This window comes from Acidimicrobiales bacterium (assembly GCA_036491125.1).
GTDB lineage: Bacteria > Actinomycetota > Acidimicrobiia > Acidimicrobiales > AC-9 > AC-9.
Map to the genome: position 1 here is coordinate 35442 of DASXCO010000180.1, position 9861 is coordinate 45302.

Annotated in this window: 16 protein-coding genes; 9 read left to right on the forward strand and 7 right to left on the reverse strand. The window is 68.4% G+C overall.

Going from position 1 to position 9861, the window contains the following annotated elements; translation table 11 throughout:
- Positions 1-103: 103 nt before the first annotated feature.
- Positions 104-319, reverse strand: coding sequence for a hypothetical protein (locus VGF64_14265; protein HEY1635924.1), 216 nt, complete (start codon positions 317-319; stop codon positions 104-106).
- Between the two features lie 119 nt (positions 320-438).
- Here VGF64_14265 and VGF64_14270 point away from each other — a divergent pair, with 119 nt between their 5' ends.
- A complete protein-coding gene (locus tag VGF64_14270; GenBank protein ID HEY1635925.1) occupies positions 439-1422 on the forward strand; it encodes an alpha/beta hydrolase in 984 nt (327 codons plus the stop codon).
- 133 nt (positions 1423-1555) lie between these two features.
- On the forward strand, positions 1556-2233 hold the full coding sequence (locus VGF64_14275) for a response regulator transcription factor (GenBank protein HEY1635926.1): 678 nt from the start codon (positions 1556-1558) through the stop codon (positions 2231-2233).
- Positions 2234-2400: 167 nt separating this feature from the next.
- Here the strand turns inward: VGF64_14275 and VGF64_14280 are convergent, their stop codons facing one another.
- From VGF64_14280 to VGF64_14295, 4 genes are all read right to left on the reverse strand, one after another.
- Complete coding sequence (locus VGF64_14280) at positions 2401-2640, reverse strand: hypothetical protein (protein ID HEY1635927.1); 240 nt, start codon at positions 2638-2640, stop codon at positions 2401-2403.
- Between the two features lie 68 nt (positions 2641-2708).
- A complete protein-coding gene (locus VGF64_14285; GenBank protein ID HEY1635928.1) occupies positions 2709-3047 on the reverse strand; it encodes a hypothetical protein in 339 nt (112 codons plus the stop codon).
- Positions 3048-3171: 124 nt separating this feature from the next.
- Complete coding sequence (locus tag VGF64_14290) at positions 3172-3720, reverse strand: hypothetical protein (GenBank protein ID HEY1635929.1); 549 nt, start codon at positions 3718-3720, stop codon at positions 3172-3174.
- Positions 3721-3854: 134 nt separating this feature from the next.
- Positions 3855-4373, reverse strand: a complete 519-nt coding sequence (locus VGF64_14295; protein ID HEY1635930.1) for a DinB family protein — start codon at positions 4371-4373, stop codon at positions 3855-3857.
- A 189-nt stretch (positions 4374-4562) separates the two neighbouring features.
- On the opposite strand from VGF64_14295, the gene VGF64_14300 reads away from it, so the two are divergent.
- Entirely contained in the window at positions 4563-5672 is a 1110-nt protein-coding gene (locus VGF64_14300) for a YbhN family protein (protein HEY1635931.1), read from the forward strand.
- 8 nt (positions 5673-5680) lie between these two features.
- On the opposite strand, the gene VGF64_14305 is transcribed toward VGF64_14300, so the two are convergent.
- Positions 5681-6352 carry a cation transporter gene (locus VGF64_14305; protein ID HEY1635932.1) on the reverse strand — a complete coding sequence of 224 codons (672 nt, stop codon included), beginning with the start codon at positions 6350-6352 and terminating at the stop codon, positions 5681-5683.
- A 329-nt stretch (positions 6353-6681) separates the two neighbouring features.
- On the opposite strand from VGF64_14305, the gene VGF64_14310 reads away from it, so the two are divergent.
- From VGF64_14310 to VGF64_14320, 3 genes are all read left to right on the forward strand, one after another.
- On the forward strand, positions 6682-7218 hold the full coding sequence (locus tag VGF64_14310) for an rRNA adenine N-6-methyltransferase family protein (GenBank protein ID HEY1635933.1): 537 nt from the start codon (positions 6682-6684) through the stop codon (positions 7216-7218).
- Between the two features lie 82 nt (positions 7219-7300).
- Entirely contained in the window at positions 7301-7654 is a 354-nt protein-coding gene (locus VGF64_14315) for a metalloregulator ArsR/SmtB family transcription factor (GenBank protein ID HEY1635934.1), read from the forward strand.
- Entirely contained in the window at positions 7651-8106 is a 456-nt protein-coding gene (locus VGF64_14320) for an SRPBCC family protein (GenBank protein HEY1635935.1), read from the forward strand. The genes VGF64_14315 and VGF64_14320 overlap by 4 nt, the downstream gene beginning before the upstream one ends.
- A gap of 68 nt (positions 8107-8174) precedes the next feature.
- On the opposite strand, the gene VGF64_14325 is transcribed toward VGF64_14320, so the two are convergent.
- Positions 8175-8369, reverse strand: coding sequence for a hypothetical protein (locus VGF64_14325; GenBank protein ID HEY1635936.1), 195 nt, complete (start codon positions 8367-8369; stop codon positions 8175-8177).
- A gap of 249 nt (positions 8370-8618) precedes the next feature.
- Here VGF64_14325 and VGF64_14330 point away from each other — a divergent pair, with 249 nt between their 5' ends.
- The 3 genes from VGF64_14330 to VGF64_14340 form a co-directional block, all read left to right on the forward strand.
- The gene (locus VGF64_14330) at positions 8619-8999 is read left to right on the forward strand and encodes a hypothetical protein (GenBank protein HEY1635937.1); all 381 of its coding nucleotides are present in this window, start codon (positions 8619-8621) and stop codon (positions 8997-8999) included.
- Entirely contained in the window at positions 8996-9406 is a 411-nt protein-coding gene (locus tag VGF64_14335) for a hypothetical protein (GenBank protein ID HEY1635938.1), read from the forward strand. Before VGF64_14330 ends, VGF64_14335 begins: the two co-directional genes overlap by 4 nt.
- Positions 9407-9439: 33 nt before the next feature.
- Positions 9440-9861, forward strand: a 422-nt coding sequence (locus VGF64_14340; protein ID HEY1635939.1) for a hypothetical protein, incomplete at its 3' end; no start/stop codon positions are given.

Genomic DNA, 9861 nt, shown 5'->3' on the forward strand with positions numbered 1-9861 from the left:
CCGCAGGTCGAGCTGACAACAGGATACCCCAGCACGTTGCCTGTGTCATCCGTGTTTCACAGATGACACAGATGCTGGATACGTGTGCCCTGTCGCGCTGCGCCTATCGGGTCCGCCCGTCGGATCGGGATGTGCTGCCGTCGAGTCGCTCACGAACTTCGCGCGCCAGGCTGCGATCCTCGGTCAGCAGACGTCGCCCCATCTGCCGCACGAGCTCGGCGACATTCGTCCGCTCTCGAAAGGCGTGCACCCGCAAGGCTTCGTAGACCTCCGGCTCCACGTCGATCGTGAGCCTGTGCGGGTAGCTCCGACCGCCCATCAGCCTTCTCCCATCCCGAGCCCCCATCACAAATCAGGAAGTCGCCAGCACGAGCGCGTATTGTAAACGGCGTAAATGCCAGGGGCACGGATATTCCGAATGAGCCAGACTCTTCGGCCATGAGCGCACGCAACCAGCAGGTCGTCGCTGCCAATGGCGTTCGCATCAACGTGGTCGAGGAGGGCCACGGCCCCCTGGTGCTGATGGTGCACGGCTTTCCCGAGTCGTGGTACTCGTGGCGGCACCAGCTGGCCGCCCTGGCCGACGCCGGCTACCGGGCCGCGGCCATCGACGTACGAGGCTACGGCCGCTCGTCGAAGCCCGCCGCCGTCGACGCCTACGGGATGCTCGCGCACGTCGCCGACAACCTCGGGGTGGTGGCCGCGCTGGGCGAGGAGACCGCTGCGGTCGTGGGCCACGACTGGGGCTCGCCCATCGCCGCGGCCTCCGCGCTGCTGCGTCCTGACGTGTTCCGGGCCGTGGGCCTGCTTAGCGTGCCGTACTCCCCACCCGGACGGACGCGGCCCACCGACGCCTTCCGGCGCATGGGTGGAGACGAGGAGTTCTACATCTCCTATTTCCAGGAGCCGGGACGGGCCGAGGCCGAGATCGAGGAGGACGTGCGGGCCTGGCTCCTCGGCATGTACGTGGCGGCGTCGGGAGACGCGGTGGCGCCACCCGATGGGCACACGATCGCCACGGTGGCGCCGGGCGGCCGGATGCGTGATCGCTTCGTGATCCCCGACCACCTGCCCAGTTGGCTCACCGAGGACGACCTCGAGACCTACGTTGCCGAGTTCGAGCGAACCGGCTTCACCGGCGCGCTCAACCGCTATCGCAACGTCGATCGGGATTGGGAGGACCTCGCCATCTGGGCCCATCGGCCGATCACGGTGCCCTCGCTGTTCATCGGGGGCACCCGCGACGGGCCCACACTGTGGGGAGCATCGGCCATCGCCAGGTTCGACCAGACCCTCCCCGATCTCCGGGGCTCGCACGTGCTGGCCGGCTGCGGGCACTGGACGGCTCAGGAACGCCCGAGCGAGGTGAACGACCTACTCGTCGGCTTCCTCGCCGAGGCTCTCCGTCCCCCGGGAGGGTGAGCAGCTAACCTGGCTCTCCGGGCTGACATCTCGACAAACCGGTGCCAGGGGGGGAGCGCCATGGCGAAGAGGGCGAGTGCGGTAGGCGCGCACCCGAGCGCGGGAGCGCCTCGGGGCTAGCGCCCTGCCGGTCGTGACAACACCGCAGAAGCCCAAGCGCCAGCCGGTGCGGGTGGTCCTCGTCAACGACGAGCAGATCATCATCGACGGCCTCCGGACGATGCTGGCGAGCCACAGGGAACAGGTGAAGGTCGTTGGGCGCGTGCTGGCCTCCGAGGACCTCGCGTCGACGATTCCCGATCTCGGAGCCGAGGTCGTACTGGTCGACCTCCACATCCAGGGCGCCAGCGGGCTCGAGCTGGCGGCCCGCCTGCTGGCGGACAGGCCGCCTTTCCGGCTGGTGATCTTCACCGACGACAGTGAGGAGCGCCGACTCTTCGAGGCCCTGCGGCTCGGAGTGTCCGGGTACCTCCTCAAGTCGCTCAACGCGGTCCAGCTGGCGGACCACCTGGTGCGGGTGGCCGACGGTCAGGTCGTCATCGACCCCATGATGGCCACCCGCATCGCCCTCCGCGGCGCCCACTTCGGGGGCGCCGAGATGTGGCCGGGCAGCCAGCTGTCGCTCAGCCAGCGCGAGAGCCAGGTGATAGCCCTGCTGGTGGAGGGACTGAGCAACCGTCTCATCGCCGCCCAACTGGTCGTCGGCGAAGAGACCGTGAAGACCCACCTGCGGTCGATCTACCGGAAGCTCGGCGTCAACGACCGGTCCCACGCCGTGGCCACGGTCATGCACCTCGGCATCTTCGGCTGAACCGGGGTGTGGAGCATTCACCCGCCCAGAGATCGATCTCCCGTTGTCGGGCCCTTCGGGGCTGGGTAGACCCGGCCGAGGCCTTCGCCTGGGTGATCAAGCCCGCCGGGCCCACCGCAGCCGAAGCTGAGCCGGCTGGGGCCGTCCCCCACCCCGACCCTGACCGGCTATCTGACGCTCGTCGCCGCCGAGTCCTCGGCCGCCACCGAGCCCCCGCTCAATCCGCCCTCCTGACGAAGGAGGGCGCGATGGCGCTCACACAGTCCGAGCAGATCGTCGTCGTCGATCACAGCGGCGCACTGCTGGCCATTCGGCTCATCGGCCCAGCAGCGGTCGTGCGCTGGACAGGGCTCGGCCGGACCGGCCGCGATCAGGGACGCCTGCGGGCGCGGGAACGAGGCGATCACCCTGGAGGACTTCCCCGCTCACGGGCACACCTCCTGCCGGCGCCGGCGATCGACCTTGGGGGCGATACCTACGAGGAAGATGGCGGGAGCGACCGGCCCGACCGCGCCCAGGCATGCGCGTCTCGAACATCCATGACCCGTTGCCAGCCGAACCAGACCAGCCTGCCGATGGCCACGGCGTGGACGGCGCGCGCCCACCGGACCGTCTTCCAGGTGACGCCCGCGGCCACCAGCAGGACCACGGCCGCTGCGATCAATGGCCAGCGAGGACCAGCGAGCACCATCGCCGCGCTGGCGATGATCGTGACCAGGAGGAGGAGCACCGCGGTGCGCATCACCGCCCGCCACAGCGAGCGGCGAGCCAGCAGCGTGACCAGACCCAGCGCAGCGCCAAGGACAATCACCATGGGGCCACGGTACCCGGAGGCCGGCGTTGCCAGGCGTCGCTTCCGGCCGTGCCAGCGGTCGTGCCTGGCTCGTCAATCCGGTTTCGCCAGACCGGCCCCACCTACGTCCCCGACCCGGTGGGCCTCAGCCCACCCTCGGGATCGGGATCGGAGGTGAGGGTGGCCGGGGCAGCGGCGGCAGCGGCAGGGGCGGCACCGGCGGGATGAGGCTCCGTCGGGGCGGGGGCGGGGGCGGTGGCGCGGGTCGCGGTGGCACGGCCTTCGGGGGGGCCGGGAACGTGGCCGCAGCGGCGCTCACCGGTGCCGGCACGGGGTGCGGACTCCCCGGCGGTCCGAAGTCGTAGCCGATGTCGAGCCCTTGGCGGGGCAGGGCATAGTCAGGGACGCCCTGCGTCGCGACCGGCCCCGACGGCGGTGGCGCGGTGGCGGTTCGCGGAGGGGGAGGGGCCCCGCCGGGCAACCGGTGCGGGGCGGGCTGGGTGAGCGTGCCACCGTCGGCGACATAGCTGATCGAGGTGGCCAGCACGAACAGGACCGGTAGAACCGACACGCCTCGGGGCCGCCACCGTTCGGCGAGCTGGCGGGCCCGGTAGACGGCGTAGGTCGTCCCGGCGATCAGGCTGGCCAGCAGCGTCGTCCCCGGCACGAAGAGCGACGCGCGCTCTCCGTCCATCAGAAGGGGCGCTTTCGCCAGGCACCACGCACTGGGCGACGACCCTATCCCCCATCGGTGTGGTCACGAACCGGCGGGCCCGGTGCCAGAAGAGCACACTGGCGTGAAGGCCAGTCTCGGGGAGCCGACCCCGGTTACCAGCCCACAGCGCCATCGACGAGCTCGCGAATGAGGTCGGCGTGCCCGTTGTGCCGTGCGTACTCCTCGATCATGTGGACGTAGATCCAGCGCAACGAGCAGGGCTTCCCGTCTCGAGTGCCGGTGTCGTCCAGCGCGTAGGCGGCGGCAGCCCTCCGACTGGCGTCGCACTCCGCCTCCCACGTGCGCAGGTCCTCGTCCCAATCGGCGTCCTCCAGGCGGTCGAACTCGCTGTCCCTGCCAGCCTGGTCGCGGAAAAGACGCGGCGCGTTCGCCTCGCGAAGCAGCGTCCGACGGAACCACGCCCGCTCGACCTCGGCCAGGTGGCGCACAAGACCGTGAAGCGACAGCTTCGAGGTCGACACCGGTCGGGCCTTGCGCAGTGTCGGGTCGACCTCTTCGCACTTGAGGAGAAGGGTCGTGCGGTGGAAGTCGAGCCATCCCTCGAGCATCTCCCGCTCGGGCAGGACATATGGAGGCTCCCGTCGGCGAGGATCCTCCATGTCATCGATCATCGGCGACGCCCCCTGTCGGTTGTCTGAAGGACCCGCCTTAGGCCCCGCGTCCCGAAACCACTGCAAATCGCCTCGACGTGCATTCTACGGAGACTCTCAGGCCGCTTTACGCCTGGTCCCAGGGGTTTCCATGCAGGCCCATGGGCAACGCACGCAGAACTCTAAGTTCAAGAGGATCTAATCGTGACAATGGTGGCTAGCCGACAGCTCGAGGAAGCACGAGAGGCGGACGGGAATCAACCGCCGGTGGGTCGGCGACGCAACGGTCAGGTGCGATTCGCGCTCACGCTTCTCGCCCTCGGCGTCCTCGTCGTACTGGTCGTCACCCAACGAAGCCTCATCGCGTCGTCTATCGCCACTCTTGGTCACGTCAACCTGGTGTGGCTGCCGGCGGCGCTCGGCCTCGAATGGGCATCGATCGCGGCCTTCGCCCTGATGCAGCGCCGTCTCTTTCGAGCGGGGAACAAGAGCGCCACGCAGAGGTCCGTGATGGCGACCACCGTCGCTGGCAACGCCATCTCGGTCTCGGTGCCCTTGGCCGGGCCCCAGCTCGGGACCGCCTTTGCCTTCCGGCGCTTCCGGAGGCTGGGGATCGACGCCGCACTCGCGGGGTGGGCGCTGGTCGTCTCGGGCGTCGTGGCGTCGCTCGCCGCCGGCCTCGTCATCGTCGCAGGGACCGTACTCTCCGGAAACAGCGCGGTGTCGAAGTCTGGCGCCATCGGCGGTGTCATCGGAGTCGGAATTCTCGCCGTCGCCACCCTTGCGCTTCGCCGCCCGGCCCTTCACCGGGCGGTCGAGCATTGGCTGGTGTGGATCCTCGAGCGTGCCCAGCGCGTGCTCCGCCTTCGTCATCGGAGCCCACACGCCGCGATCACGGGATTCGTCGCCCGTGTCCGGACCCTTCGGCTCCGGCGAACCGACTGGGCCAGGGTCCTCGGGTTGGCCCTCGCGAACTGGCTCACTGACGCAGGCGTCCTGGTGGTGAGCATCCTCGCCGTCAGCGGCACCGTGCCGTGGCGAGGCGTGCTCCTCGCCTACGGGGTCCGGATCGCGGCGGGAAGCATCTCGATCACTCCTGGCGGCCTCGGGGTGGTCGAAGGAGCGCTCGCCGTCGCGCTGGTGGGCGTCGGCATGCAGCGTCCCTCGGCCGTGGCTGCAGTGCTCCTCTACCGTTTCATCAGCTTCTGGTTGGTGACCGGCGTCGGCTGGACGGTTTACCTCGTCAGCCAGCGGAGCGGCTCGAAGAGGTCCCTCGGACTGGCTCGGCGCCGAAGATTGGGCGTGCAGCAGGCGGGCTGATCGGCGCTCTACGGGTCGGCCACACCAGCGGATTGCCCAGCGGACCGGTCTGCCGACTGCCACCCCTCGCGAGCTTCGTTGAACGCTACGATCGCCACCACGCCGGCCGCCAGGGGGTCGGTCCACCACCATCCAGTAGTCGTCTGCAGGACAAGGGCGAGAAGTACCCCCGCCGCCAGACAACCGTCAATGAGCGTCATCATCCCGTTGGCCACGAGTGGACGGTTGCCCAGCGCCCGGCCGGTCCGACGCTTGCCTCGAGCCAGGACGAACATGACCACGACGGTGGCAGCGATGAAGCCGATACCGACTGGAGAGGACTCAGGTCGCGTTCGTGCGACGAGGGCATGCACAGCCTGGGCCCCCAGGTAGAGACTGAGCACCCCGAAGGCGCCGGCGATGAGACGCAGCGCCCGCCGGGCTCGAAGCGGCTCCACCGCCTCGGGCGCACCACCCAGGTGCCAGAGGACCACAACTGACGCGAAGACCTCGATGCACGAATCGAGGCCGAACGCGACAAGGGCCAGCGAGTGAGCCGCCAGTCCGGTGCCGATGGCCACCACGGCCTCCAGGCTGTTCCACGCCGTGGTGAGGTACTCGAGGCGACGACCGCGGCGCTCCAGGACCCCCGGCCCGCCATGATCCGTGTCTCTCCCTGGCACGATCGGCGCTTCGTCCATACCTCCTCCTTCGTGCCGGAGGAGGAATGTGACCTCGGCCGGCACCAGCTGCCTGCCGAAGGTCTCGCCCACTCGACGCTGCCGCCGAGCCCGCCGACCGGGGGCGCATGCCCCAGTGTGTCGACCAGACGGATACGGACTACTCCCCTTCGTCAGACAGTCTAGCCATCTCTCGACGGGGGTGGTGCGTGCTGGCCAATCGGAGCGCCCGAATGCGGCGTGCGGCTAGTTGTCAGTACCGCCTCGGGGTGATCGCGAAACTCGCTTCCTCGGCTTCGCGCCTGCGGCCATACTTCCTGTTGTGACAACCGCGATGGTGATGGTGCGTCGTGTCCGTCGAGCGGCGGACACATTGGGGTTACCACCAGCTCGCTGATCTCTGGGCTCGCAGGTTGGTGGAATCGGCCGGTATCCGGCCGGATCAGCTGGTCCTCGACGTCGGCGCCGGCAGTGGTGCGCTGACGTCGCATCTGGTCTCGTCCGGCGCTCGGGTGGTCGCTGTCGAGCTGCACCCGGCAAGGGCCAATTTGCTCCGGACGCGCTTTCGGGACCAGCCCGTCGTGGTCGTGGAGGCCGACGCCGCGGACCTGCGTCTACCGCGACGACCATTCAGTGTGGTGGCGAACCCGCCCTTCGCCGTGACCACCGCCCTGCTGCGTCGGCTGCTAGGCCGCGGGAGCCGACTTCGGGCCGCTGACCTCGTGGTTCCCACCCAGGTTGGCGCCCGATGGGCGGGTGGACGAGCCCCAGGGTCGCAGCGATGGTCGCAGGTGTACCGCGTCGGAGTCGTGACCAGGGTCCCAAGCCACGCCTTTCTGCCTCCGAGTCGACTGTCCAGCGTCGTGCTGCGCATCGAGCGCCGGTAGATGCAGCGTTGCGGCCAAATGGGTCTGGCAATAGTTTAGGAGCTACTTGACTGTTGGACGGGGTTCACATACAGTTAAGTCTGTGCCTAACCAACCTTCCGGCCTCGACCAGCTGTTCCAGGCGTTGGTCGATGCGAGCCGACGCAGCATGGTCGAGCGGCTGATCCAAAGCCCGGCCTCGGTGAAGGAGTTGGCCGAGCCCCTCGCCATGTCGCTACCTGCGGTCATGCAGCACCTCGGGGTGCTCGAGGCGTGCGGTCTCGTGCGCTCAGAAAAGGTCGGCCGAGTAAGGACCTGTCATATCGAGCCGGGAGGACTGCGAGTCGCCGAGGACTGGTTGCGTGCGCAACGGACCGCCTGGGAGCACCGTCTCGACCGTCTCGGCGAACTTCTCGCCGAGAATCCCCAACCCGTATCGGAAAGGACTTCCCAATGACCGACCACGCCGTCACTCATGCCACCTTCAGTCTCGAACGCACGTACCAAGCACCGCCCGAGGCCGTTTTCATGGCGTGGGCCGAACCGGTGGTCAAAGTCCGCTGGTTCGCTGGCAACCCCGAAGACTACGAACTGGACTTTCGACCCGGCGGCGTCGAGCGCAACAGGGTCATCCACGAGGGCAAGCAGATCACCTGGGAGTCGCTCTACCGCGAGATCGTCACCGACGAGCGCATCGTCTACACGTCGGTGCTCTCCGAGCAGGGCACGGTGGCGACCGCGTCGTTGACCACCATCGAGCTCGTCCCCGAGGGTCAAGGGACCCGCCTGGTGCTGGTCGAGGCCGGCGCCTACCTCGACGGACGGGAGCAGCCGGCGTGGCGGGAGCAGGGCACCGCCGACTGGCTCGATGCTCTCGGTGCAGAGTTGAAGAACGGTTCCAGTGCCTGACCTCACCGCTGGCGCTCGACGTTCGACGAGACCAGACCGGCACGTCGGCGTAAGCCGACAGGCTGGCTCTAGGGACTGCCCCCGGCGCGGCCGATGAGGGTGTCGCGATTGAGCCCGTAGCGCATAAGGACTGCGCTATCCCGATCGAGGTCGAACGGGTCCGGAAGTTGCGCCATGATCTCGTCTATAAGCGCATCGCCGTAGTTGGCCCGACGCAAGACTTCTCTGGCTTTGGCCTTCGACAAGCTGCGCGGAGTGGTCACCGGTCGACTCCTCTCCTGGCTGCCTCAGGCCGACAGACCAGCGCCCGATTCTCGCGTAGCTAGGCGCTGGCTCGCATTCGCCGACCACAGCCCCGGTTCCGTCAGCGTTCTGGTCCTCGTGCTCGAGCTCGACGCCAACAGGCCACCGGGGATTTCCCCGCTCGTGCGATCGGTTGTTGGCCAACGTCACAATGTGACGCCTGAATTCACGCCTTCCTAGTGACGGCACCAACGACACAGGAGGTCACAATGCCGCGGATCAGCAAGAAGGAGGCGCCGATCCTTGTCGACGCACCGGTCATCCAGGGCCGCTACGCCGAGCTCGACGACTGGACCGTCTCGTTCGAGACCTTCCGAGCCGACGCCGACGGGACGCCGATGTTCCGGGGCCTGCCGGATGACCGCTGCCAATGCCCCCACTGGGGCCTCGTCGTCTCCGGTCGACTGGTGCTCCGATATCACGACCGCGAGGAGACCTACGTGGCTGGCGACGCCTACTATGCCCCGCCTGGCCACGTGCCGATCGTGACTTCAGGGACTGAGACCGTCGAGTTCAGTCCCTCGGTGCAGCTGGAGCAAACCATGGCGGTTGTGGCCGCCAATATGTCGGCCGTAGCGGGTTCAGAGTGAGGGCCGTCGAGCGTTCGACCCGGGAGGTGGCGGATGAGTTGGTCTCCTTTCTCGAGACCGGCACGCCGCCCGACGGTCTGTTTACCGCGGAGGTCTTCTGTGACTTCACGATGCCGCAATGGCGGCTGCAAGCGGCTGGCATCGAGGATGTGGTCGCCTTGCGAAAGGGTGGGCACCCAGCTCCGGGGCGGGTCCCCCGATCACGTCTCGACGCCACCACGACCGGGTTCGTGCTCGAGGTCGAGGAGGAGTGGGACCAGGACAACGAGTCGTGGTACTGCCGCGAGCTGATTCGGGCCGATGTCTCCGACGGCGCCATCTCGCAGCTGTCGGTGTACTGCACAGGTGACTGGGACTCCCAGCGCGTGGCCAGCCACGCAGCGACGGTGCAGCTGCTGAGGACCTGACGGAGCCTGGGGGGACGGCTCTACCATCTACTCATGGAGGCTTCGGCTGACAAGGTCGGCGATGCCCTGAGGGCGCAGGTCCAGTCGTTCTACGAGGCCCGGGAGGCCGGCGACGCCGAACTCATGGCAACGGCGGCGCTCGGCATGCCGGCGGGTCAGCGCTTCGGCGTACATCCAGGGCAGGTGCCTGCCCTCGTGCACGAGGCGTACACCGTCGCCGGGTCAAGTCTGAGCCGTTGCCGCTTGGCCGCGGCGCTGGCGCGGGCGTGGGTCTATGGCGGCGACGCTGACCGAGCGGTCGCGTTCGCAGCGGAGGCTGTGGATCTGGCGGAAGGACTCGGCGATCCCGACGTCCTTGCCGACGCGCTCGACGCCGCGCTGCTCGTGCGCTGGGGACCCGATGACTTCGAGCAGCGCCTCCGGCTCGCAGCAAGGTTGGCCGAGGCGGCGGCCCA

Excerpts from the sequence above, each read along its gene's own strand:
- VGF64_14265 (HEY1635924.1), bottom strand. The coding sequence starts at position 319 with ATGGGCGGTCGGAGCTACCCGCACAGGCTCACGATCGACGTGGAGCCG.
- VGF64_14270 (HEY1635925.1), top strand. The coding sequence starts at position 439 with ATGAGCGCACGCAACCAGCAGGTCGTCGCTGCCAATGGCGTTCGCATC.
- VGF64_14285 (HEY1635928.1), bottom strand. The coding sequence starts at position 3,047 with ATGGTGATTGTCCTTGGCGCTGCGCTGGGTCTGGTCACGCTGCTGGCT.
- VGF64_14290 (HEY1635929.1), bottom strand. The coding sequence starts at position 3,720 with ATGGACGGAGAGCGCGCGTCGCTCTTCGTGCCGGGGACGACGCTGCTG.
- VGF64_14295 (HEY1635930.1), bottom strand. The coding sequence starts at position 4,373 with ATGATCGATGACATGGAGGATCCTCGCCGACGGGAGCCTCCATATGTC.
- VGF64_14300 (HEY1635931.1), top strand. The coding sequence starts at position 4,563 with ATGGTGGCTAGCCGACAGCTCGAGGAAGCACGAGAGGCGGACGGGAAT.
- VGF64_14305 (HEY1635932.1), bottom strand. The coding sequence starts at position 6,352 with ATGGACGAAGCGCCGATCGTGCCAGGGAGAGACACGGATCATGGCGGG.
- VGF64_14320 (HEY1635935.1), top strand. The coding sequence starts at position 7,651 with ATGACCGACCACGCCGTCACTCATGCCACCTTCAGTCTCGAACGCACG.
- VGF64_14330 (HEY1635937.1), top strand. The coding sequence starts at position 8,619 with ATGCCGCGGATCAGCAAGAAGGAGGCGCCGATCCTTGTCGACGCACCG.